Source organism: Candidatus Hydrogenedentota bacterium (genome assembly GCA_012730045.1).
Classification (GTDB): Bacteria; Hydrogenedentota; Hydrogenedentia; order Hydrogenedentales; family CAITNO01; genus JAAYBR01.
Window position 1 is genome coordinate 1 of record JAAYBR010000072.1, and the last position, 24771, is coordinate 24771.

Sequence of the window (24771 nt, forward strand, 5' to 3'; positions counted from 1 at the left end):
CGTGAATGGACGATATGGACGGAATGGACAACATGGACGGGACGGACAGGATAGTCAGAGCCCTTCGACAGGTCGTTTCTCCTGTCAATATCGTCCATTTTGTCCATTCCGTCCATATCGTCCACGAGATCCTACCCGTGTCAAGCCATTTGTTAATCCTACCGGGGTGCCGCTTTGACCCATGCGGGGAAACCTGACACAATACCCCCCGAGTCTTCGGACCAGCCAAAGGAACCTGCCATGAGAAAACACGCGATGAGGCTGACCGGCGCGCTGCTGGTGGTGGCGCTGTGCGGAATCCTGGGGTGCTCGCCCGCCGCGCCGCCCGCGCCCCCGGCGGTGAAGGCCCCCGCCCCCGCCCCGGCGGCCCCCGCCGCCCCTCCGGCGCAGGAGGCGGCCCCCGCCGCGGCGCCGGCCGCACAACCCGCGCCGGGCGCGACGCTCTACCGCGACACCTGGGGGGTGCCGCACATCTACGCGGACACGCTGGCGGACGCGGCCTTTGCGGCGGGCTATGCCCAGGCGGAGGACCGCCTGCAGGACCTCTACATCAACGTGCGCATGGCCACGGGCCGACTGGCGGAGGTGGCGGGCAGGGACGTGCTGCCGATTGACATGCGGATGCGCCTGGTCGCCAACGCCGAGCGCTGCGAGGCGTACTGGGCGACCGCGCCCGAGGAGGTTCGCTCGCTGGGCGACCGGTTCATGGACGGCGTGAAGGCCTTCCTCGCCGGGCATCCGGACCGGCAGTCCCCCGCCGCCGTGGAGCTGCACGGCTGGCAGTGCCTGGCCGTCGCGCGCACCATGATCTTCAACTGGCCCCTCGACCAGATCCAGGAGGAGCTGGAGAAAAAGGGCGACGCGCCGCCGTTCAGCTCCAACTCCTACGCCGTGGCCCCGACCCGGTCGGCGGACGGCACGGCGATCCTCATGACGGACCCGCACCTCACCTGGGAGGGCATGGCGGTGTTCACCGAGGGCCGCCTGCACGCCGCCGGGCTGGACATGGCCGGCTACTGGCTCGTGGGCACGCCGCTGCCCGTGCTCGGGCACTCCGGCCATGTGGCCTGGGCCTGCACCACCGGCGGGCCGGACACGTCGGACGTGTACATGGTGAAGCTCAATCCGGAGAACCCGCTGCAGTACCAGTACGAGGGGGAGTGGAAGGACTTCGGCGTCCGCAAGGCGACCATCAACGTGCTCGGCGGCGATCCGGTGGAGATGACCTTCCTCGACTCGCTCTACGGCCCCGTGTGGGAGGAGCCCGACCCCGCCAAGGGGGTTGCCTACTGCGGCGCAAGCCGCTACATCGAGTCCATGGGGCTTCTGGAGCAGTCCCTCGCCATGGTGCGCGCCACGTCCTGCGCGGAGTTCCGCGAGGCCCTGGGCATGTTCGAGTTCATGGAGCAGAACATCTCCTTCGCCGACACGGCGGGCCACATCGCCTACCTGCGCAACGGCTCGGTCCCCGTGCGGCCCGAGGGCGTGAACTGCGCGGTGCCGATCCCCGGCGGCGTCGAGGCGACCCGCTGGCGGGGATTCCACGGGCTGGACGACCTGGTGCAGGTGCTGGACCCGCCGCAGGGCTACTTCCAGAACTGCAACTGCAGCCCGGCGGTCATGATGCGCGACTCGCCCATGACGGCGGACAAGTACCGGGACTACATCTACAACGTGTCCTGGGACAAGCAGTCCCCGCGCGGCGCGCGGTTGCTGCAGCTGCTGGACGCGGACGACTCCGTCACCCGCGAGGAGGCCATGGCCTACACGCTGGACGTGTACGACCTGATGGCCAAGCCCTGGCAGAAGGCGCTCAAGGAGGCCGCCGAAGCGGCGACGGCCACCCCTGATCCGGAGGTGGCCAGGGCCGTCCTGGGCATCCTGGCGTGGGACGGGGAGTTCACCAAGGACAGCGCCGCCGCGCCGCTGGTAAAGTTTTGGCGGTTGAAGTGTGAGAGCCGGGTGGACATTGCCGCCATCGCCGATGGCGCGCCGCTGGGCGCGGAGGACCAGGCGAAACTGCTCGCCGGGCTCCGGGAGACGCTGGACGAGATGAAGGCGAAATACGGCACGCTGGACGTGAAATGGGGCGACATCAATCTCATTGGCCGCGGTGGAAAACTGTACGCCTGCGACGGGGCGGATTTCGGCGGCGGCCCCGGCGGCAAGAACCGCACCCAGACGCCGATGGTCGTCGGGGTGTCGGAGGATCCGAAGGATTCCGGAAAGTACGTGGCGCGGAAGGGGTCCAGCACGCTGATGATCTCCTTCCTCGGCGAGCGCGGGGTGGAGTCGTACAGCCTGGTCGCCTGGGGCCAGAGCGCCGACCCGGCCTCGCCCCACCATGTGGACCAGGCGGAGAAGCTGTACTCCCAGCGGAAGTTCAAGCCCACCTGGTTCCGGAAGGAGGATCTGATGCAGAACGTGGCGTCGGAGAAGACGCTCCTTCCGTGACGCAACCCACATGCGCCGCACCGGCGGCGCGGGAGAGAACATGTCGCTTGTGCTGATGCTGGTGACCGCGGCCGCGCTGGGCCGCGCGCTGGGCCGGCTCTTCCCCCTGGGGCAGGACCTGGAGGGATGGCTGTTCCGGGGCGCTCTCGGGCTGGGCGGCGTCGCCGTTGCGGCGCTGTTCGCCGGGAGCCGGTCGCTGCTCCTCGCGCAGACCCTGCTGGTGGTGCTGATCCTGGCGGCGGCGGCGGTCGAGGTGGCCGTGATGGTCTACAACCGGCCCCGCCGCCGGCGCACGCGGACACCATCGGCGGCCCCCGCACCCGTGGTCCCCGCCGAAGAGCCGCCCCGGCCGCCCCGGCGGCGGCGCGGCCCGCTGGAGAACGCCTGCCTCGCGGTGCTGGGGATCGCGGCCCTGCTCACTTTCCTCGCCTCGTGGACCCCCGCCACCTCGGTCGGGGCGACGGCGGACGTGCTGGCGCTGGCCAAGGCCTGGGAGGAGGCGGGCAGTCTCGCGCCGACGCCTCTGCTGCCCCATGCGGACGCCCCCGGTCTCCTGCGGCCCCTGTATGCCCTGGCGTGGTTTGGCTCCGGTGAGCGCCCCGCCGCCGGGCTGTCCTGGGCCCTGGCGATGCTGGCCGCGGGTTTCGCCTGGGCGCTTGCGCGCCGTCTGGCGGGGGACGCCGCGGGGGCTGCGGCGGCCGCGCTGGTCGCCTGCATGCCCGTGTTCTTCCCCGCCGCGTCCACGGCCGTGCTGGTGTCCGGGCGCATGGCGCTGACCCTGGCGGCTTTCGCCGCGCTGGCCGCCGCCCTGGCGGAGGGCCGCGCCCTGCTCTTTCTGCTTTGCGGCATGCTGTCCGGCGCGGCGCTGGCCTTTGGGGCGGCCGTTGCCCCGCTGCTTCTGCTGCTGCCCGCGGCGGCGCTGCTGCGCCCATCCGGCGGCGCTGCCGGGGAGCGGGTGCTCTCCGCGCTGCTGACGCTGGCGGGATGCCTGGTGTTTCCCGCGGCGATGGCGCTGCACGGAGGTCTTTCCCATGCTTGGGAAATGCTGCTTCCCCCGGCGCCCTCCGACATGGCGGCGGTGCTCCGGTTTCCGTGGGATGCCATGATGCGCCCGACGCCCCTGGGCGGGTGGACGGTGTCGCCGGGGGGCATGGCCCTCGCCCTCGCGGCGCCCGCACTGGTCTTCGGCGGCGCCCGCGTCCGGCTGCTTCTCCTGACGGCCGCGCTGGGCCTGTGGGCCGCCGGGCTGGGCGGGCGGTCCGCCGGGGCCGCCGCGCCTTTGTGCGCCGTGCTGGTTTCCGTGGGGGTGGGCGGCGCCCTGCGCGCGGAGCGGTTTCGTCCCGCCCTGGCCGGGCTGATCGTTGCGGGGGCCCTTTTCGGCCTGACACTGCACGCCGTCCGGCTGGCGCCGCAGGCGTCGGTGCTGACGGGCCGGCTCGCCCGCGATGAATGGATTGAGGACCGCGTGCCGCGGTATGCGGCCGTGGTGGCGGCGAACGCCCGTCTGGCCGACCTGCCCCCGGGCCGGGCGCTGGTGCTGGACCAGGCCGCCTACTATTACGATGTGCCGCCCCTGGCACATTCCGCGTCCCTGGAACGGGTGGCGGTGATGGCGCCCTCCGACCGCCTTCAGTGGCTGCGGACCGAGGGGGTGCAGCTGGTGGTTCTTCCCCTGGATTTCCTCGGACCGGACAGCCCCCTGCCGCCGTCCGTCCGCGACATGCTGCAATCGTGGACGGAGACCCCCGCGCTGTTCAAGCCGCTGGATGAGACCGAGAGCCCCCGCATCGGCGCGAAGGGGGTGGAGGTCACCCGGCTGTACCGGGTGGTCTCGATGCCCTAGGGGAAAGGGAGGCCATCCGCATGTCTTTTCTGCCGGACACCTTTCTGCAACGGTTGGACGCCGCCCTGGACGCCGCCGGGATTCCGCGCGGCGCGGACCCGGTGCTGGCGGCGGTGTCCGGCGGCGCGGACTCGGTGGCCCTGCTGCATGGACTGGTCCGGCTGGGGCGCGGGGTTGCCGTGGCGCATTTCGACCACCAGACCCGCAACGGCGCGAGCGCGGAGGACGCCCGCTTCGTCGCGGAGACCTGCGACGGGATGGGGGTGCGGTGTCTTGCGGAGACGGCCCCCGTGGCGGACCTCGCGCGGGCGCACGGCCGCTCCTTCGAGGAGGAGGCCCGCCTGCTGCGCTATGCGTTTTTCCGCCGGTGCGCGGGGGAGCGGGGCATCGCCGTCTGTGTCACCGGGCACCACGCGGACGACCAGGCGGAGACGGTGCTGCTGCGCATCCTCCGCGGCACGGGGCCCCGCGGGCTGGCGGGCATCGCCCGGTCGCGCAACGAGGGGGGCCTGCGCGTGGTCCGTCCCCTGCTCGGATTTCGGCGGGAGGAACTGCGCGGCTGGCTGGAACGGGAGGGGCTTCCCTGGCGGGAGGACGCGACCAACGCGCGCCCCGTCGCCGAGCGCAACCGTGTCCGGAACAGCCTGCTTCCGGAACTCGCCCGGGAACACAATCCGGAGATTGTCCGCGCGCTGGCGCGTCTGGCCGAGACCGCCTCGATGGAGAACGCCCACTGGGAGGGGGAGATTGCCCGGGTGCTCGCCGCAGCCGCGCGGCCCGGCGGGGAGCCGCCGCTTCGCGCGTTTGCCCTGGAGGTGCTGCGGGGGTTGTCCCCCGCCCTGCGGCGGCGGCTGTGGGCGGCCCTGGTGGAGGGGGAGGGCCGCCGTGCCTCCCATGACGCGGTGACCGGCCTGGACCGGCTGGTGATGGAAGGCCGTCCGGGCGCGAAATTCACCGTGGACGATGCCCTGGCCGCCCACCTCGGCGCGGGCTGCCTGCACCTTTACCGTCCTTCCGCCGCGCCGGAGGAGGTGGTCCTTCCCGTGCCCGGGGAGGCGGTGTTCAACGAACGGCGGTTTTCCGCGCGTCGGCTGCCGAGGGAGGCGGTGGACCTGCAGGGCGGCCCAAAAAGTCTGTGCGGTCCCCGCCGCCAGGTGCTCGACGGGGCGGTGGTGCCGGAGACCCTGCTCCTTCGGGGACGCCTTCCGGGCGACCGGTTTCGTCCGCTGGGCATGCGCGGCGACGTGAAACTGCAGGACTACTTCGTGAACCGCCGCGTGCCGGAGCCGGTGCGGGACGCGGTGCCGCTGGTGACCGCGGCCGGCATGATCCTGTGGGTCGTGGGGCATGCCTCCGCCGCGCGTGCCGCAATCACCGGGACCACCCGGGAGATGGTGGAGATCACGGTGCATGATGCGGATTGACCCGGAGCCCCTGCTGACCGCCGAACAGATCGCGGCGCGTGTCCGCGAGCTGGCCGCCGAGATTCGCCGCGACCTGGCGGGCACGCGCCCCCTCGTGCTGGGCGTGTTGAAGGGGGCCGCCTTTTTCACCGCCGACCTGGCCCGTGCGCTGGACATGGACGCCGAGGTGGACTTCATCCGGGCGCGCAGCTATGCGGGCACCGCCAGCACGGGAGCGGTGGCCGTTTCCGAAACGGAGGGCCTGTCTCCAAGCGGCCGAACCATCCTACTGGTGGAGGATATTGTGGACACGGGGGCAACGTTGTCTGTCCTCCGGTCACGACTGGCGGCGGCGGGCGCGGAAACGGTGCGGGTCTGCGCGCTTCTGGACAAGCCCTCCCGCCGGACTACACCGGTTACCCTGGACTACGCGGGTTTCGTTGTGGAGGACCACTTTGTGGTGGGCTACGGGCTGGACTACGGGGAACGGTTCCGAACACTGCCGGCTCTGCATGTGCTCAAGGGACGGGATGGGGCGGAGTGTCCCCGGCCGGGCAGGGGAAAACCCCCTGAAGAAAAGACATGACTTCCAGCCGGATTTGCCCTATCACACAGTCATCCCGGTGGGCTGCGAGGAGTCCCCAGCGAAGTCCCCGGCGGTACTGGACATTTTGGTCGGAATGTTGTAGAATGAAAATAGCTTCGGCGGGAGTCTGGTTTTCCGCGCGGAACAGGAAGACATAGCCTAGCAGGATATGTCATGGAGAAGTCTGGTTTCGGTCTGTGGGCGGCGGTGCTGATCGGCGTTGTGGTCATGGCGGCAGGCGTTGCGATTGCCTCCTCGGGAACGCCTTCCGACACCCCGACCGTCAAGACCTTCGATGTCAGCGTCGAGCTGGTCGGCGGCACGGTGTCCGGCGGTGCGGGCGGTGTTGGCGGCGCTGCGGGCGGCGGCGGCGGTGCGGACGTGAAGGTCGCCCAGTACTAATTTCCTTTCGGGCGTTCTGGCACCCGTGCGGGAAGCCATCACGAGGTTTCGGGCACACATCAGCCTCTGCTGCGGTGTGTGCCTTTTTTTAATCCCGACTTTTTCGGGACGGAGGGGACTCCATGCCCGGGGTTTGCGGCAAAGAAGTCTGGCGCGTCTCCCTGCACGGGGGGCACAGCAGCGGTTATTGCGACCATGCGGCCGACCCGCTGGCAAACATGTTGGACGCCGCCGTGTCGGGAGGCATGGCGGTGTTTGGGGTCACAGAGCACTGTCCGCGCGTGGAGCCGGAGCGGCTCTATGACGAGGAGCGCGCGCTGGGGTGGACGGTGGAGACCCTTGACCGGTTTTTCGGGGAGTATGCGGCGGAACTCGACCGTCTCATTCCGGAATATGCCGGACGCCTGGAGGTGCTCAAGGGCTTCGAGGCGGAGATGGTGCCCGAGGACCGGTATGTCGCCCTGACGCGGGAATGGCGGGAACGTCTGGGGTTTGACTACATCGTCGGTTCGGTCCACTATGTTGCCGGACACATCATTGACTACACCCCCGGCCGGTTTGCCCGGGCGGTGGAGGCGTCTGGCGGCCCCGAGGGGGTCTGCGTGGCCTATTTCCAGAACGTTGCCACGATGGTCCTGGCGCTCCGGCCCGAGGTGGTCGGGCACTTCGACCTGATCCGCCGCTGTTTTCCGGATGAAACCGTTGTCTCCGCTCCGGCGGTCCGCAGGGCCGCGCGGGAGGCGTTGGCGGCGGTCCGCGAGGCGGAAACAATCCTGGACGTGAACACCGGCGGCTACCGGAAGGGGCTGGGGCGCCCCTACCCGGCGCCGTGGATGGTGGAGGAGGCGCGGGACATGGGGATTCCCATGTGTTTCGGCGACGACAGCCACGGCGTCGCGCAGGTGGGCGCGGGCATTGACGAGGCGCGCGGGTACCTGCTGGCGCACGGCGTGCGCGAGATTACCCGCCTGCGGCGCGGGCGCGCCGGGCTGAACCGGGAGACGGTGCCGCTGGAGTAGGGCGGCCGCCGGTCCGGCAGGACCGGGCAGAGAAAAGGGACATCATTTGGAATCACTGCACTGCGGCGTGGACTTTGGCACGACCAACACCAGCGCGGCCCTGTACGACGGGGCCGGGGTTCGGGTGCTGCCGCTGGACCCGGCCAACGACCTGCCGCACTCCCTGCCGTCGCTGCTGTACATCACGCGGGACCAGGAGCCGATCATCGGGCGGACCGCGGCCAACACCTTCATCGAGCGCAACGTGGACCGCGAGGTGATTCTCCGGCTCGTGGACCTCGGGGTGGACATCGAGGCCTATGTCGCCTCCGAGCCGGACAAGAGCGAGTCGTACCGCCCCATGGACCGCGACCATGAGATGCGCGAGGCGGTGCGCGCCCACGCGCTCCAGGAGGTCAACTCCCCCGGCCGCCTCTTTCAGTCGCTCAAGACCCTCATGCGCCACCGCGAATTCACGACCACCGAGGTTTTCGGCAGCCTGTACCAGATCGAGGAACTGGTCTCCCTGCTGCTCAAGCCGGTGAAGGCCGCCGTGGACGCGGCCGCCGGCCGCGACGTGGCCCGGGCCGTCTTCGGCCGGCCGGTCCGTTTCTCCCTGAACGCCGACGAGGACCGCCTGGCAGAGGAGCGTCTGCGGACGGCGGCGCACATCGCCGGGTTCCGCGAGGTGGTCTTCTTCTACGAGCCCGTGGGCGCCTGCGTCGAGTACGCCGTGGCCGTCCCCGAGGAGCGGCGGCTCATGGTGGTGGACATCGGCGGCGGCACCTGCGACGTCTGCGTCATGCACTTTGCCGCCGGGGGCGACACGGCGTCGCGCCTGGCGGGCAGCCGCATCCTGGGCGTCGGCGGGGTGCCGGTGGCGGGCGACGCCATAGACCGCGAGATCATCCGCGGCAAGATGTTTCCGCGTTTCGGAAAGAACGCCCGCTACGGCCCGTCCCGCCTGCCCATGCCGCAGTACCTGTACAACCACCTCCTCGACTGGCAGAACCTCTACAAGCTCAACACCGAGGAGATCATCCACTGGCTGATCGCGGCGGAGGCTGACTGCGACCAGCCGCGGGCCCTGCGCGCCCTGCGCCACCTCATCCAGTACAACCTCGGATATCCGGTGGCGCGCGAGGTGGAGGCGGCGAAAAAGCGCCTCTCGTCCGAGGAGGAGACGAGCATCTCCCTGCACCACGGCGACATCCAGATCGAGGAGCGCCTGGAGCGGCAGGAGTTCGCCCACATCATCGAGGAGCAGCTCGAGGCCATGACCGAGAGCCTGGAGGCCGCCGAGAGCGACGCCGGCCTGCGCCCGCAGGACCTGGACCTCGTCCTCACGACGGGCGGCACCAGCCTCATCCCGGCGGTGCGCGCCCTGCTGGAGCGGCGCTACGGCCCGGACCGGCTCCACCGCCGCGACACCTTCACCAGCGTCGCCTCGGGGCTCGCCATCGTCTCGCGCTACCTGTGAGCGCCGCGCGGTTGCACCGCGTTCCCGCGAACCGCATAATCTCCCCCATGAGCGACGGAACCCCGGACACGGCCCCCTTCCCCTTTGCGCGCGCGGACTATCCGCTGGCGCCCGCCACGCGCTACAACATCGGCGGCCCCGCGCGGGTCGCCCTGCTCCCCGAAACCGAGGAGGACGCCGCGGCGGCCCATGCGTGGATGTTGCGCCAGCCCGGCCCGCATCTCGTGCTGGGCGGCGGGTCCAATGTGCTTGTCGCCGATGCCGGGTTCCCCGGCATCGTGCTGCTGACCACCCGCCTGGCCTGTCTGGAGGACCTGGGGGACGACCGCTGGCGCGCCGGGGCGGGGCTGGCACTCTCCACGCTCGTGCGCGATGTCCTGCTCGCCCGCAACTATGCGGGCGTGGGCGCGCTCACGGGAATCCCCGGATCCGTCGGCGGGGCGATCTTCATGAACGCCGGGACGGTCAACGGGTCGGCCTGCCAGTTTCTGGAGACGGCGGACCTGCTCGGCGCCGGCGGGCGGCGGACCGTTGTCCTGACACCCGACCTCTACGACTACCGCAGCCAGCGGTTCTGCGGCCCCGACGACGTCATCCTCGGCGGGGTGTTCCGCTTTTCCCCGGCGGCGGAGGACCAGCGCCCGGTCTTCGAGCATTACATGGAGCGCCGCCGGGAGAAACAGCCCCGGGGCTTCTGCTGCGGCAGCGTGTTCAAGAACCCGCCCGGCGACCATGCGGGGCGTCTCATCGAGGCCTGCGGCCTCAAGGGCGAGCGGCGCGGCGGCGCGGTCATCAGCCCCCTGCACGCCAACTTCATCATGAACGAGGACGGGGCCACTTTCGCGGACGTCATGGCGCTCATCCGGCTTGTGAAGGAGCGGGTGCGCGAACGGTTTGGCGTGACCCTGGAGGAGGAGGTGCGCGTGGTCGCGCCCGAGTAGACCGGCCAAAGGAATGTCCGCGGCCACCGCCGGTGTTCTGAACCGGGAGTAGAACGAAATGGACATCCAAGAGCTTTTCGACCTGGTCGCGTCCAAGGGCGCGTCCGACCTTCTCATCAGCGCCGGGGCGCCGCCCATTCTCCGGATCAACGGGGAGCTGTTCCGCACGCGCACCGACCCGCTGTCGCAGGAGCAGACCAAGGCCCTCGTGTACAGTCTTCTCACGGACGGGCAGGTGGCGTCCTTCGAGCGGCGGCGCGAGCTGGACTTCTCGCTGGCCGTCGGCAAGAAGCACCGGTTCCGCGTGAACGTCTACCTGCAGAAGGGCGCCGTGACCGCCGCGCTCCGGCCGATCCCGGAGACCATCCCCTCCCTCGACGACCTGGGCATCCCGCCCACCGTGTCCGAGCTGGCCACCGCGCGGCAGGGCCTTGTGCTGGTGACCGGCCCCACGGGCAGCGGCAAGACCACCACCCAGGCCGCGTTGATTGACCTCATCAACGCCCGGCGCGCCTGCCACATCATCACGGTGGAGGACCCCATCGAGTACGTGCACCAGCACCGGCGCAGCATCGTGGACCAGCGCGAGGTGGGCGAGGACACGGACAGCTTCGCCACCGCCCTCAAGTACGCCCTGCGCCAGAACCCCGACGTCATCCTCGTCGGCGAGATGCGCGACCTCGAGACCATCCAGGCGGCACTGACCGCCGCCGAGACCGGGCACCTCGTCTTCGCCACCCTGCACACCAACGACGCCATCCAGACCATGGACCGCATCGTGGACGTGTTCCCGGCCGAGCAGCAGCAGCAGATCCGCTTCCAGCTCTCCATGACCCTGCTGGCCATCCTGTCCCAGCGGCTCGTTCCCCGCGCCGACGGCAAGGGCCGCGTGCTCGCCTGCGAGGTGCTGCGCAACAACCACGCCATCGCCAACCTCATCCGCGAGCAGAAGAGCCACCAGGTCTACAGCGTCGTCGAGACCGGGGCCAAAGAGGGCATGGTCACCATGGACCGCGCCGTCAAGCAGCTCTACGCCGACGGCGTCATCACCTACGAAGACGCCGTGACCCTCATGCGTAACCCCAAAGAACTCCAGCAGGTCAAGGGAAGCTGAGAGGCGGAGGGGGGCCCCGGGAAGAGAGGCCTCAGGCTCCAGACTCAGGCCTCAGAGGAGGGTTTGGGCAAGGTTTTTTGCGGCGCGCATGGCGAGGCCCATGATGGTGATCTGGGGGTTGACACCCGGCGACGCGGGCACCACGGACCCGTCCATGACATGCAGGCCCCCCACGTCATGGGCCTCCAGGTCGTAGTTCACCACCGAGGACTCCGGGCTGGCGCCCATGGCGCAGGTGCCCAGCGGGTGGAAGGCCATCATCTCCAGGTGCGAGGGCCGGATCGGCATGGTTTCAAAGCGCCGGAGCTCGTCGCGGTTCCGCAGGAAGGGCATGGGCTGCACATTGGTGAACACCCTCTTCGCGCCCGCGGCGAGGTATATCTCGGCTAGGCGGGCCATGCCAAAGCGCATGGACTCCGCGTCGGCCCGGTTGAGCTGGTAGAAGGCGGTGAAGGGGTTTCCCAGGCGTCCCCGCAGGACGCGGCCCGTCGTTGTGTCCGCGACCATGATCCCGAAGGAGGCGAGGCGGCGATAGGCGGCGGCGAGGTCCTTGTACTCCTGGCCCGTTCCGGGCAGGGAGGCCGTGAGCAGGCCCGGCGGCATGAAGACGCCCTCCAGCAGGACGCCCCGGTCCGCCCATTGGTCAATGTACCCCGCCTGGGAAAGGCCGTTGAACCCGTCCACGTCCTCGTCAAACTCGGCGACAACGCGCGCGGCGGGGTGGATGGTGAGCCCCCGGCCCACGCGGCCCGAGGCGTTTCCGAGACCCTGGCGAAGCAGGAAGGCGGGGGTGGAGAGGGCGCCCAGGGCCAGCACCACCGCATCGGCGGCGATTTCAAAGGCGCCTTCGGGGGACACCCCCGACACGCCGACGGCGCGCCCGTTCCGGGTCAGGACGTTCAGCACGCGGTGGCGGGTGAGCAGCCGGGCCCCGGCGGCGAGGGCGTCCGGAACAAAGGTGACGTCCGTGCTCTGTTTTGCGCCCTCGCGGCACCCGTACTGGCAGCGCCCGCGCCCTTTGCAGTCTTTGATGTTGTGGGACAGCGGCTTGATTTCGACGCCCAGGGCGGCGCAGCCGCGGCGCATCACGCGCGTGTTTCCGCCGAGCACGGCCTCCTCCTCGGGATGCACGTTCAGGCGCCGTTCGACTTCCGCGAAGCACGGCGCCAGTTCCGCCGGTGAAGGCCCCCCCCACGCCGCGATTTTCTCCTCGGACGGACGGAAGCAGGTGGAGGAATTGATGACGGTGGTGCCGCCCACCGCGCAGCCCAGGGGAAGGGGAATGGGCGGATTGCCCAAAGTCAGCGTGATGCCGCCGTTCAGGTACATGCGGCTGAACGCGCCGATGACGTCGTCATGGTCCCCCGCTTCCCAGCGCCGCCCCTGCTCGACCAGGAGGGTGTCAATCCCCGCGTCCGCGAGCACGGCCCCGGCCACGGCGCCGCCCGCGCCCGTGCCCACCACGACCACCTTGCATGCATGGCGTCTTGCGCTCATGTCCGGTCCTCCGCGGGATGGCCGACCGCCCGGGCGGGCTCGGGCTGGCTGAAGAAGGGCAGCATGGCGTAGAGCTTGATCATCTGGACCAGCGAACGGACCAGGGAGACGGGATGTGACTCCAGGCGCAGCAGGCAGGGCCCGCGCTCCGCGGGGGGCATCGCCAGAAAGGTGCGCGGGCGGAACAGGAGGAGGACCGGCGCGGCGTTGAAGGCGTGCAGCGCCAGCCGCGTCATGGCCAGCGTCGCCGTGTTCTGCGCCGCCAGCATCCGCCGCGTGTCCGCGAGGGACTCCGCGGCGAAATCCGCATAGCCCGCGGGGAAGGCGCCCCCGCGCGGCATCAGCTCGTTTCCCACCGCCAGCAGCACGGCCTCCTCCCTGGCGTCCAGAAACCGGTCCGCGTTCCTGGCCTGAAACCACAGGGCATAGGTCAGCAGGAAGATGGGGCCGTCGGTCAGCACGCCGACCAGATATGCCAGACAGGGCAGGGTGGCGAACATCAGGAGGTAGCAAACCGTGGAGCAGCACTTCGACACCAGGACAATGGGAACCAGCCACGCCCTCCCGCGCGTGTCCGCGCGCACCGTAAAACAGGCCCACGCCAGCATGGCCATCATGGAGACGGAGAGCACCCGCCAGAACGCCCCCTCGGACGCGGCGTCCGGCAGCGGGTAAAGGGGCAGGAAGGGCAGCAGCCTTGCGGCGATGTGGTTGATCACGGCGGGAATGTGCTTTCCCGCAGCCAGAAAGAACACGGCGCCGAACGCGTAGGTCCACGCGCTGAGGAGCATCCACAGGCTCAGGGCGCGCTCCGCGCGGGTCAGCGCCCCCCCGGATTCAGGTGTCATTGCGAACCCTCCCACCACTTGCCGCGGCGGACGCCGCTGTCGTGGTAATGTTCCCGGAAATACCGGATCAACGCCCCGATGTACGAGGGCAGCGGCGGGCACGCGACGCCGTTCCGGGCCAGGGCCGCCGTGCTCTTGGCGATGTCGTACTCAATCGGCTGGTCCCCGTAGAGGTACGCCTCCCGGGGAATGCCCGTGAGCCTTTCCACGACCCCCAGGCGAAACAGGGGCTTCAGACACCTGGCGGGCACCCTGACGAGCGGTTTCATCCGGCCCCACTCGGCGCAGGCCAGGTCGAAAAAGGCGTTGTAGGTCAGCGGGTTCGGGTCCATCAGGTAATAGACCCGGCCCGCGCTGGAGTCGTCCTCGAACAGGGCGTGGTAGGCGTTCATGACGAAATCAACCGGGGCAATGTGGCATTTCACCGGACCGCAGTCCGGCATGACCAACTGCAAATGCCGCGCGATGGTCACGAAGGTGTGGTACGGCCCGTCTATCTTCTCGATTTCGCCGGTCACGGAATGGCCCACCACCACGGCGGGCCGCAGGATGACCGTGGGGAGGGTGTCCCGGCGCTCGCGGACCAGCTTCTCCGAGAGGAACTTGGTCTCCTCATAAAAATTCTTGAAGGACTGGCCCCGGTCGAAATCGTCCTCCGTGAACACGCCTGTGTGTGTGCCCGCCACGGCCAGGGTGCTCGTGTGCGCGAACTTTTGCAGATGCGGCAGGCCGCCCAAAAAGTCCAGCACATTGCGCGTGCCGTCCACATTCACCCGCACGGAGAGGTCCCGGGGCGCCGAAAGATTGTACAGCGCCGCCAGATGCACCGCATGGGTCACCCGTCCCTTCAGCTCCTCCAGCACCGGCGCGGCAAGCCCCAGGCCGGGCCGGGTGATGTCCCCCTCCAGGATGCGGACCCGCGCCCGCAGACCCTCATCGGGGACCGACGCCTCCACCAACGCCCGCAGCCGCGCGCAGAACGGCCCGTTCTCCAGCAGAAAGAGGTCCGTGTCCGCCCGGTTCAGGTAATGGGGCAGCAGAAAGCGCCCCAGAAACCCGCCCGCCCCCGTGAAGAATATCCCTCTTTCTGCCATCATGTTCCCAGTCTGGTCAGGGCCACGCACGCATTGTGCTCCCGCCTCCTTTCGGCAATCAAGCGCCGGGGCCGGGGTACTGCGCGTCCTGGAAAAGAAGACAAGGCCGGCGGGACGCCGGCGCTGCGGAATGGCGCGACGCAAGCCCCTTGCATCCCGCCGGCGCTGCGGAATGGCGCGACGCAGGCCCCTTGCATCCCGCCGGCGCCGCGGAATCCGGCCGCCACCCCGCCGGCGCGCGGAAGCCTGGTCTCCGTGTGTGAGAACCTCTCCCCTCTGTCTTCCTCCAGACTCCAGACTCCCGGCTACAGACTGTTTTTGACTCCGTCCCCCGTCCCGGCTATCATGCCCCCCGGGTTCTCCGGTCCGTTGGCCGGGACACCCGGCGCGCGCACCCGGCCCCAGGCCCCCTTCCGAGGAGAGAGACGCATGACGATCCCTGCTGGCGTGAACAAGAGGACGGTGTCGGGTTCGCTGGCGCTGGTGACGCTGGTCGCGGCGATGGGGGGCTTCCTTTTCGGCTATGACACGGCGGTCATCAACGGCGCCAACCAGTACCTGACGCAGTATTTCGCCCTCACGCCCATGCAGGAGGGGATTGCCGGGGCCAGCGCGATTCTGGGGTGCATCCCCGGCGCGATGGCGGCGGGATTTCTCAGCGACCGCTTCGGCCGCCGCCGCGTGCTCTTCCTGTGCGCCGTGTTCTACGCGCTGTCGGCCTTTTTTTCCGCGATTCCCGCCACCTTCATGCAGTTTCTCGCCGCGCGCTTCCTCGGCGGACTGGGCATCGGCGCGTCGTCCATGGTGTGCCCGATCTACATCGCCGAACTGGCCCCGGCGGACCGCCGCGGGCGGCTGGGCTCGCTCTTCCAGCTCGGCATCGTGCTGGGCATCTTCCTGACGCTGCTGATCAACGCGGGGATCCAGGGTCTCGGCGACGCCGCGTGGAACACCACCACGGGGTGGCGCTGGATGCTCGGCGCGGAGCTGTTTCCGGCGGTGGCCCTGCTGGCGCTCCTCTTCTTCGTGCCCGAGAGCCCGCGCTGGCTGGCCCAGCGCGGCCGCTGGGACGAGGCGCACGCCATCCTCGCGCCCATCGCCGGGGCCGCCGGGGCGGACAGGGAGCTCGCCGCGGTCCGCGAGGCCCTGGCCGGGGAGGAGGGCCGGTTCTCCGAGCTGTTCGGTCCGCGGTTCCGCCGCCCGCTGCTCATCGCCGTCGGCCTCATGGCGTTGTCGCAGTTCAGCGGGATCAACGCGATCACGTACTACTCCACGAAGATTTTCACCACCGCCGGGGTCGGCGTGCAGAACGCGTTCATGTCCTCCGTGGTGGTCGGCCTCGTGAACCTCGTCTTTACCGGCGTGGCCATCGCCTTTGTGGACCGGGCGGGGCGGCGCGCGCTGCTGCTCATCGGCCTGACCGTGCAGACGGCCGCGCTCGGCGCGGTGGGCTGGATGTTCCAGACGGAGGCCGGCGGGCTGCCCCTGCTGGTCGCCGTCCTCGCGTACATCGGCGCGTTCGCCATGGCCCTCGGGCCCATCCCATGGATCGTCTGCTCGGAAATCTTCCCCACGCGCATCCGGGGCCGCGCCATGTCCGTCGCCACGTTCACCATCTGGACCGCGTGCTACGCTGTGACGCAGACCTTCCCCATGCTCAACGACAACCCGGCCGTCGGCCCCGCCAAGACCTTCTGGGTCTACGGGGCCCTGAGCCTGCTGGCGCTGTTCTTCGTGGCGGCCCTGGTGCCCGAGACCCGGGGCCGCACCCTGGAGGAGATCGAGCGCTCCTGGGACGACCGCGCCAAGGCCGGGAACTGAACGACGCACCGCACGCAACGCACAGGAGACCTGTCATGAACCGTCCCCTTCACCGTCTGTTTCAGGGTGCCACCGTGGTTGTCCTGTGCGCCGCCGCCACCGCGCAGTTCACGCCGCTCACCCAAATCCCCGCGCCGGAGATCACCGCGAGCGCCCCGGCGTATCCCGGGGGCAGCTTCGGGCCGGGCCGCCTGCTCGACGACGACCCCAAGACCGAATTCGCCGCCGACGGCGCGGCGGGCGAGCTCTTTGTGGAGTTCCGCTTCGCCGAGTCCGCGCGCGTGGCCGCGTTCCGACATGTGGACCGCAACGACCCGGCCACCATCGCCGCCTCCGAGCTGGTTTTCATGGATGACAAGGGAAAGACCGTGGCGACCGTGCCGGTCACCCACGCGAACGAGCGGGGCGCGCGGACGGTCGTCTCGCTGCCGGAGCCCGTCACGGCGCAGCGCGTGAAGTGGCGCGTGACCCAGCTCGGCCCGGACGGCCACCGCACCGTCGGCGGCGCGGAGATCGCCTTCTTCACCGCGGGCGCGCCCGAGGCCGCCCCCACCGCCGACACCCTCACGGTGAAACAGTTCCCCATCCTGGCCCGCTCCGACGCAGGGCCCGTGCAGACCCTGCATGTCACCGTCACGCACCCCTACGCCGAGGCGGCGGACGCCGTGCTGCACCTGGACGGCGCGGCGCCGCAGCCGCTGCGGCTGGAGTTCGGCGCGCAGGAGGTGGCGCTGGCGGCGCCCGAGGCCGCGGCGGAGACCGTCGCCGTCGCGGAGCTGGAGGTGGCCGGCGCGCGCGTCGGGCGGACCGAGGTGCCCCGCCGCCCCGTGCGGCCCCTCACGGTCTATGTGCTGCCGCACTCGCACACGGACATCGGCTACACGGAGATCCAGACGGAGATCGAGGACAAGCAGGTCCAGAACCTGCTCTCGGGCATGGAGATCGCCCGCCGCACGGCGGACTACCCCGAGGGGTCGCGGTTCGTGTGGAATGTCGAGGTGCTCTGGGCCGCCGACCTCTTCCTGCAGCGGCTCGGCGAGAACGGGCGGAAGCAGCTCTTCGACGCCGTGAAGGCGGGCCAGGTCTCCCTCAACGGCATGTACCTCAACGAGCTGACGGGCCTCTGCCGGCCCGAGGAGCTGCTGCGGCTCTTCCGCATGGCCACGCAGATGACCGGCGAGACCGGCGTGCCCGTCGAGGCCGCCATGATCAGCGACGTGCCCGGCTACACCTGGGGCACCGTCCCCGCCATGGCCCACGCGGGCATCCGGTATTTCAGCGTCGCCCCGAACTACTTTGACCGCATCGGCGACATCCTGGTGCAGTGGGAAAACAAGCCCTTCTACTGGGTGGGGCCCGACGGGACCTCCCGCGTCCTGGTCTGGATCCCCTTCTGGGGCTACGCCATGTCGCACCGCTACCGCGAGATGTCGCCGAAACTCGTCGAGGACTTCTGCGAGGGCCTGGCCAAGCGCGACTATCCCTACGAGATCGCCTATGTCCGCTGGGCGGGCTACGGCGACAACGCCGTGCCCGACCCCTCCATCTGCGACTTCATCCGCGACTGGAACGCGGCGCACGTCTCCCCGAAGTTTGTCATCAGCAGCACCGCCGAGGCCTTCCGCGCCTTTGAGGAGCGCCACGGCGCCGAGCTGCCCAGCGTCAAGGGCGACTGGACGCCCTACTGGGAGGACGGCGCGGGCTCGTCCGCCCTCGAGACCGCCATGAACCGCGCCAGCTCCGACCGCCTCGCGCAGGCCGAGACGGTCTGGGCGATGGCGGACCCCGCCAGCTATCCCGCCGACGCCTTCGCCGACGCGTGGCGCGAGGTGCTCCTCTACTCCGAGCACACCTGGGGCGCGTGGTGCAGCGTCACCGACCCGTTCCGCCGCGAGACGCGCGAGCAGTGGGCCGTCAAGCAGTCCTACGCCGCCGGCGCCGACCGCCGGTCGCGCGACCTCCTCAGCCGGTCCCTCGCCCGGTTCGGCGGCGACGCCGTCCCCGGCGCCGTGGACCTCGTCAACACCTCCTCCTGGGCGCGCGGCGGGCTGGTCATGCTGCCGAAGTACCTCGCCGAGGGCCGGGACCTCGTCGAGGCCGGCGGCGTCCCCGTGCCCTCCCAGCGCCTGAAGAGCGGCGAGCTGGTCCTCCTGGCGAAGGATGTGCCCGCCCTCGCCGCGCGGCGCTACACCCTGCGCGAGGGCGCGCCCCACGCGGTGGAGGCGGCCGCCGTCGCCGACGCCGACGCCGCCACCCTCGACAACGGCGTCCTCCGCCTGCGCGTGGACCCCCAGACCGGCGGCATCGCCGAGCTGCGCCTCGCCGGACTCGACGCCAACCTGGCGGACAACGCCGACGGTCAGACCCTCAACGAGTACCTGTACTTCCTCGGCGACGACCCCGCCGATGCCAAGGGCGCGGAAAAGGTCCGCATCCGCGTCGGCGAGCCCGGGCCCCTCGTCGCCTCGCTGGTCATCGAGTCCGCCGCGCCGGGATGCCGCAGCCTCGTGACCGAGATCCGCCTCGCCGCCGGGGAGGACACCGTCGAGATCGTCAACACCCTCGACAAGGAGCGCCTCGTCGCCCGGAACTACCGCGACAAGCGCGGCAAGGAAAGCCTCAATTTCGGCTTCCCCTTCGCCGTCCCCGGCGGACAGGTCCGCCTCGACGTGCCCTTCGGCGTCATGCGCCCCGACGACGACCAGATCCCCAGCGCCTGCAAAAACTGGTTCACCGTCGGCCGCTGGGCCGACGTGTCCAACGACGCCTTCGGCGTCACCTGGGTCACCCTCGACGCCCCCCTCGTCCAGGTCGGCGGGCTCACGGCCAACCTCCTCAACTCCCAGACCAACCCCGACGCCTGGCGCAAGGAGGTCGGCCCCACGCAGAAACTCTACGCCTGGGCCATCAACAACCACTGGGGCACCAACTACCGCGCCTTCCAGGAGGGCCCCCACGTCTTCCGCTTCCTCCTCCGCCCCCACCGCGCCTACGACCCCGCCGCCGCCGCCCGCCTCGCCCTCGCCGCCGGACAGCCCCTCCTCCCCATGGCCGCCCGCGGCGAAGCCCCCGCCGCCGCCCCCGTCCAGCTCCCCGGCGACGACATCCTCCTCACGGGACTAAAGCCCGGCGACGACGGCAAAGCCCTCATCCTCCGCCTCTGGAACGCCGCCGGAAAAGACGCCCAGATAACCCCCGTCCCCCAGGGCAACCAAAAGGCCACCCTCCACCTCAGCGACATCAGCGAACAGCCCAAAGAAAAGATCACCGGACCCGTGAACGTCCCCGCATGGGGTCTCGTCACCGTACGGTTGGAGTGAGGAAATGACGCAAGGACGGAACGATTCAGGACGGTGTGGACGGTATGGATAACATGGAAACAGCCTGTCCGCCATGGCAGCTTCTCCTAGACAATAGACTGAAGTTCTGCTACTACCGCCACTCGCTAGCATCGCACCTTTACCTTCCGACGCTTCCACAGTCTAGAGTTTTCTGACAAGGAGACGCTTCCATTATCATCGCACTCACAATATACTCAATACCCTGCTGTCTCTGAATAGAGCATGCTTTTGTCCTCAGGAAATGCGACATGGAAAAGCGCGCCCCAAGTGGATAGCACGTGCTCATTCAGAAGTGGCGAGCATCTGCAGGTCTAGGGTAGCGGCAACGAGTCCGCTACACGTTGGGCTTTTTCTTCTATACCAACATCGCAAAATTCATTCGCTATGCGAAGGAGACTTTCAAATCCACCGGCACTGAGGATGTCATATCCATTGCAAGTAATCTCCTTGACGACATTGCGAGCCAGCAAGAGTCGTCTCAACATGGGCTCAATAATACTCTTGTCGTGCTGTAAATAGTCAGAAATATCCTCTGCACCTAGAGCAATACGGTACCCATCACTGCTTCCAGCTAGAAGAATTCCCGAGTCGCGAATATTCCCAATGACGCGAGACTTAAAAGCTTGGTCGGTAAGCTCCTCGTGCCCTCTGTCCATTAAACGCTCTATAAGGACGGCGGAATACACCGAGCTGGCAGAATCATCCTCATATAACCTTGCGAACAAGAGTTCTTCAAGCGTTGCTGCCTGAAGCTGTCTATCAGTATCATCAGAATCCTTGTAGGTGTCAATAAAACTCTGGACGCGCCGACAAAGCTCGTCCCTCATGATAACAGAGTGGGGGGTGTCCATAGGCTGGGACGGCCCTGGTGAAGGAATGTAGTCAATGGGCCAGCATTGAATCCCAATTTCCTTTTCTCTGAGTATACGACGAAAACTAGCAGAGTGATCACCTCTCTTTTCTTGGTCAAAGCAATAACTGAGGCTTCCCGCAATAAGATCCGAGAGTTGGATTAGGCGGCTTTGCGAGCTCCTTACGAAATCGTGCTGGAAATCGCTGAACAGGTCTGGATATCCCTTATTATCTAGGTAGGATATGAAGCTGTCCATAAAATCTTGGCCCCCATATTCATCTGCAACTACGTGAAGACTGTAACTTCCTGTGGACAGTTTCCGGTATAGCATGTGGTTGAAGAACTTATAGAAAGATCGCTTAAATTGGAATCCTGAGTTCTTCGGTAGACGATCCTTGTTAATGACGAGTGCGTAATAATGGAAAGGGAGTTGCTCGATCCCCTCAAGGAACTGCATTCGTCGCTTATGGTTCGCTGCTATACTCTTGCTCGCAATCTCTGCGCCATTATTTAGATTTCTACTCAGCAATTCCATGCCATAGTCGCAGGCCCTGCAGCCTTCCTCGTCGGCGACAATAGCCACGCATATATAGAGGTTTGATACGCCCTGCTTGCTGGTATCCAGTGCATTTGTTCCCGATTCATCTACATATGCATAAAGTTTCGATCTTTCCATCTCGCGGCTCCTTCTCAACTTCAACAAATCGTCATCTATATCGTGGAAGAATCTTCATTTATTTCATGGTTTTGTTTTGATGCTGATATTCACTCCATGCCAGTCCTGATGTGTAATCCAAGTCTATCTTTGGATAATGTTTTCTAATATGGCGCAGCAGGGTTTCTAGAGTCCTGCGAGTATCAGATGAGCACGCAATCATTCTATTTAGTGCCAGCGCCCTAGCGGATGGCAGCGGCGCATCCCCCGGCTCAAGTTGAAATATTGGATCCTCTCCGTTTGGAGAGTGGAAACAGTCGGCAAACTGATAACATGACCCCCAAGCGCGATAGAAGCCCATTATGCAGCGATTCATGTCTCCATCATTGATATGGAAACGAGACGACGTTATTAGTCCTTTGAAGGATTCCCAGAAGAAGAACGACTTTTGTGACATGCGTCGGTTTGCAAGAAAATCGATGAAGTCGTCTATCATGTTGAGTGGAAAGGTGCTCATTACTTCGGTAACCATGAGGTAGTCTTTCCGCTTATGAAGCTCATCCAAAGAAGACTCTTTGTCATCAGCGGGTCGCGGTGGGTCATGTGCCACAATATCTGCAAGCGCTTCTAGAATATGTTTGCGAAGGGGCTCGGCCATTTTGTCACAGGCATTAGCTTTCTCCTTCTTGCCAAGCCCTTCGATGGCGGCTGTATGTGGATCGAAAGAGTATCGAGTAATCCGCTGCCCCTCCAAATCAAACGGTACGTCATTATCAAAGTTCCCAAAGGCCTCATTGAAAAGAAGGATAATTCTATTCCAACCCAAATGCGCCACCGCAAATCCAAGTTCGTAGAGTACATTGGGGTTAGGTACTGGTCGTGCCCCAGCGGCGCGTTCTCTGTTTATGGTTGTAATATCGCAAACGAACACATCGGCGACCTCAATTTTTCTTAGAATAGATTCCGCAATGTTTGGGCTTCCAGGAAGGTTTCTCGTTGCTTCATCTTGGTGAATCAGCAAGTTTCCATTTCCCCGGGTTTGTTCTAGTTCTGTGCTTGCCACCCGCAAGCATTTCCTGATGACTTGCGTTGTGGAGTCTCCTGAAATGTCTGACTGCCAGGAGAAGAATACTTCAATGCGCGTCTGGCCATTACTCATGGGTACCGTACTCCTTAGTTAGTTGAAGGGGGCTCGGCGATATTGTGAAGTGCATAGCTCGGATCGCAAACTAATTGCTCGCAGCGCATTATATGGAAAGAAAAAGGGCAGAAATGATTGTATAGAACAGCCATCTATTACGCAAGTTTTGCCTGCGCCACCACCATCGCTACACTCAATTCCCCTAACTTCATTCGACCAACTCAACAGCCGAACGGTCACCATTTATTTGCCTCCAAATGGGGCGTGGTCTTCGGATGGGTGCACTTGCGTGTCCTTTCGTCTGCCGATGGGACAGAGGATGATCCAGTTCCGGAGGGTTCTCCTGACGGTCACTAGGCGACCCTCGCGGTCCAAGGGGTGATCGGTATCAATGAACGCGCGACAGGCCTCATGGCCGGGATGATTGTGGTAGTGGATCGTTGAGGTAGGAGAGGCAGTTCGCGCGGCGGACCGACAAGGAGGCCGATGGTATCGCATTGAGCCGGGCGTGCATGTAGTCCTTCCATCCATAGTGCTATTATAACGGAGTTTCTGTGCAGTGTCAATTGGTGGAGCAGTAAATAGGGCAGTGAGTCTGTTGAGGCCCGCCCCCTGCGGTCGTTGCTAGGTAAATAGGGACATCCATGATAGGTAGAAGTCAAGTTGCAGACCGGGCGGTCTGCTTCCGCTGTTCTTAGGGACCGGAAGGCTGGCGTAGCATCTTGCCGTGCGGGAAGGCCTTAGGCGGCGCTGGCCTGGTGCGGCGCCGAGAATGGGTAGCTTGCGTATGACTCGTCGGAGGCGGCGTGGCAGGCCAGCGCCGCCATCGTGGGGGCACAGGCCGTGCGATACGGTCCAGAAGTGACGTTCAAAAACCGCTGAGACGACTCGGTTCCCGGTGTTGACGAGAGGGTTCTCGCAACCAGACAGGCGCCGTTTGTTCCCCGTCTATGCGGGAGTTCGGTCTGACAGGGCGACAGCAAGCCGCCGCAGTTCAAGGTGCTGCGCACGGAGCGGTCCTTGGGGCAAGAAGAAAGTCCGTGGTGCCTTCGCGCACGCTTCGCGCGCCGTGAAGTGCGAGAGGGTCCTACCGCCTCTCTTCGTGCGGGGGTGCCTGCGCTGGGGCACCGGGCAGGACGTGTGTTTCCCTCCAGACGGCTGAAAACTGCGTCTCCGCAAGGGAACAGCTGCAATTCCGGAGGCGGGCCGAACAACGTTGTTACAACGTAGGTCGCTCCGCCCGACAGCGGCATGAGGTGTGTGTATGAAGCTCAGTCAACCCTGTAGCCAGTCATGAACTGGATTCCGAATATACGTGCGATTCCAAACGGAATTAGCGTAAGAATCCAGCCTACCCATCCCAGTATTTCGGCAAACGGATCAATTGACTCGCCAGATGCCTGCCAGTACTTATCCATGGCTTACCTTTCTTGATGAGCTCCCCCCATCTTTCGACAGGGACTGGTTCATATTAAGATGTCGGCACAGCGGCACACCTACCACGAGCCGACCCTCTTTGACCTAAATCCTAGCAGATCCGGCGGGGTATGTCAAGCCGACTTTTGCGGTAACTAGGGACAGTCACCGTTTATAAGTAAGATGCCCGAGGGGCTGGGGCAGAAGAGGAGGACCGTCGCTGACCGTGCTCTAAGAGAAGAACATCCCCCTGTTCGCTCCCGCGAACCGCCCCCCCCCTGAAGGGGGGACCCGGACAGTGCGCGCCCGTTGCGCCGATGAAGATGATCCGTAGCGGATGTCCCCGAAGGGGACAAATACGAGTAGCCGGAGGTGACCGAAGGGAACCTCCGGTTGGGGGGCAGTGATAGAACCACAACCCCGAACGGGGTTGAATGTGAGTGGTTTCGCGGGCCGGTGTGCCGGGAGGAGCACATTCAACCCCTTCGGGGTTGTCTCGTTTTCGCGGACCTGTCCGGAGGTTCCCTTCGGTCACCTCCGGCTATTCACATTCTTCCCCTCCGGGGAAGCAAAGCCCGCAGACCCAAGTGCGGTCGAGGGTTGCTGTGAAATGTTTCCGCCCCTTCCCCGCCCACTTCCGAAGAGAAGAACATCCCCCTGTTCGCTCCCGCGAACCGCCCCCCCCTGAAGGGGGGATTTAGGGGGGGAGTCTGGAGTCTGGAGTCTGGAGGCTGGGGCCGAAGAGGAGGACTGTTGCTGACCGCCCTTTTCCTATGCGGCTTTGCGTCTTGGCGTTAAGGCATTTTAACGCGAAGGCGCAAAGGCGCGAAGACGCGGGGGGGGAAGAAGACAAAACCGGGCGCGGCAAGCGGCGCCCCTACGGC

16 protein-coding genes are annotated in these 24771 nt (G+C 66.6%); 11 read left to right on the forward strand and 5 right to left on the reverse strand.

Annotation, left to right across the window (positions count from 1 at the left end; translation table 11 throughout):
- Positions 1–240 precede the first annotated feature (240 nt).
- The 9 genes from GXY15_07250 (at position 241) to GXY15_07290 (ending at position 11221) form a co-directional block, all read left to right on the forward strand.
- Positions 241–2454 carry a penicillin acylase family protein gene (locus GXY15_07250; GenBank protein ID NLV41009.1) on the forward strand — a complete coding sequence of 738 codons (2214 nt, stop codon included), beginning with the start codon at positions 241–243 and terminating at the stop codon, positions 2452–2454.
- Between the two features lie 40 nt (positions 2455–2494).
- Positions 2495–4297, forward strand: a complete 1803-nt coding sequence (locus GXY15_07255; GenBank protein NLV41010.1) for a hypothetical protein — start codon at positions 2495–2497, stop codon at positions 4295–4297.
- A 20-nt stretch (positions 4298–4317) separates the two neighbouring features.
- Positions 4318–5721, forward strand: coding sequence for a tRNA lysidine(34) synthetase TilS (gene tilS / locus GXY15_07260; protein NLV41011.1), 1404 nt, complete (start codon positions 4318–4320; stop codon positions 5719–5721).
- The gene (gene hpt, locus GXY15_07265) at positions 5708–6286 is read left to right on the forward strand and encodes a hypoxanthine phosphoribosyltransferase (protein NLV41012.1); all 579 of its coding nucleotides are present in this window, start codon (positions 5708–5710) and stop codon (positions 6284–6286) included. Before tilS ends, hpt begins: the two co-directional genes overlap by 14 nt.
- A gap of 174 nt (positions 6287–6460) precedes the next feature.
- A complete protein-coding gene (locus tag GXY15_07270) occupies positions 6461–6688 on the forward strand; it encodes a hypothetical protein (protein ID NLV41013.1) in 228 nt (75 codons plus the stop codon).
- A gap of 122 nt (positions 6689–6810) precedes the next feature.
- The gene (locus GXY15_07275) at positions 6811–7707 is read left to right on the forward strand and encodes a histidinol-phosphatase (GenBank protein ID NLV41014.1); all 897 of its coding nucleotides are present in this window, start codon (positions 6811–6813) and stop codon (positions 7705–7707) included.
- Between the two features lie 46 nt (positions 7708–7753).
- Positions 7754–9166: an Hsp70 family protein gene (locus GXY15_07280; protein ID NLV41015.1), complete on the forward strand. Its 1413-nt coding sequence runs from the start codon at positions 7754–7756 to the stop codon at positions 9164–9166.
- Positions 9167–9213: 47 nt separating this feature from the next.
- Positions 9214–10107: a UDP-N-acetylmuramate dehydrogenase gene (gene murB / locus GXY15_07285; GenBank protein ID NLV41016.1), complete on the forward strand. Its 894-nt coding sequence runs from the start codon at positions 9214–9216 to the stop codon at positions 10105–10107.
- Between the two features lie 58 nt (positions 10108–10165).
- Complete coding sequence (locus GXY15_07290) at positions 10166–11221, forward strand: type IV pilus twitching motility protein PilT (protein NLV41017.1); 1056 nt, start codon at positions 10166–10168, stop codon at positions 11219–11221.
- A gap of 51 nt (positions 11222–11272) precedes the next feature.
- Here the strand turns inward: GXY15_07290 and GXY15_07295 are convergent, their stop codons facing one another.
- The 3 genes from GXY15_07295 to GXY15_07305 are packed head-to-tail and all read right to left on the reverse strand — an operon-like array spanning position 11273 to position 14663.
- A complete protein-coding gene (locus GXY15_07295; GenBank protein ID NLV41018.1) occupies positions 11273–12718 on the reverse strand; it encodes a GMC family oxidoreductase in 1446 nt (481 codons plus the stop codon).
- On the reverse strand, positions 12715–13566 hold the full coding sequence (locus GXY15_07300; GenBank protein ID NLV41019.1) for an NAD-glutamate dehydrogenase: 852 nt from the start codon (positions 13564–13566) through the stop codon (positions 12715–12717). The genes GXY15_07295 and GXY15_07300 overlap by 4 nt, the downstream gene beginning before the upstream one ends.
- Complete coding sequence (locus GXY15_07305; GenBank protein ID NLV41020.1) at positions 13563–14663, reverse strand: NAD-dependent epimerase/dehydratase family protein; 1101 nt, start codon at positions 14661–14663, stop codon at positions 13563–13565. Before GXY15_07305 ends, GXY15_07300 begins: the two co-directional genes overlap by 4 nt.
- A gap of 426 nt (positions 14664–15089) precedes the next feature.
- Here GXY15_07305 and GXY15_07310 point away from each other — a divergent pair, with 426 nt between their 5' ends.
- Both GXY15_07310 and GXY15_07315 read left to right on the forward strand, forming a co-directional pair.
- On the forward strand, positions 15090–16481 hold the full coding sequence (locus GXY15_07310; protein NLV41021.1) for a sugar porter family MFS transporter: 1392 nt from the start codon (positions 15090–15092) through the stop codon (positions 16479–16481).
- 35 nt (positions 16482–16516) lie between these two features.
- On the forward strand, positions 16517–19801 hold the full coding sequence (locus GXY15_07315) for a hypothetical protein (GenBank protein NLV41022.1): 3285 nt from the start codon (positions 16517–16519) through the stop codon (positions 19799–19801).
- A 332-nt stretch (positions 19802–20133) separates the two neighbouring features.
- Here GXY15_07315 and GXY15_07320 read toward each other — a convergent pair whose 3' ends face one another.
- Both GXY15_07320 and GXY15_07325 read right to left on the reverse strand, forming a co-directional pair.
- Positions 20134–21351, reverse strand: coding sequence for a DUF3800 domain-containing protein (locus GXY15_07320; protein NLV41023.1), 1218 nt, complete (start codon positions 21349–21351; stop codon positions 20134–20136).
- A gap of 58 nt (positions 21352–21409) precedes the next feature.
- A complete protein-coding gene (locus GXY15_07325; protein ID NLV41024.1) occupies positions 21410–22489 on the reverse strand; it encodes a nucleotide-binding protein in 1080 nt (359 codons plus the stop codon).
- Between the last annotated feature and the right edge of the window lie 2282 nt (positions 22490–24771).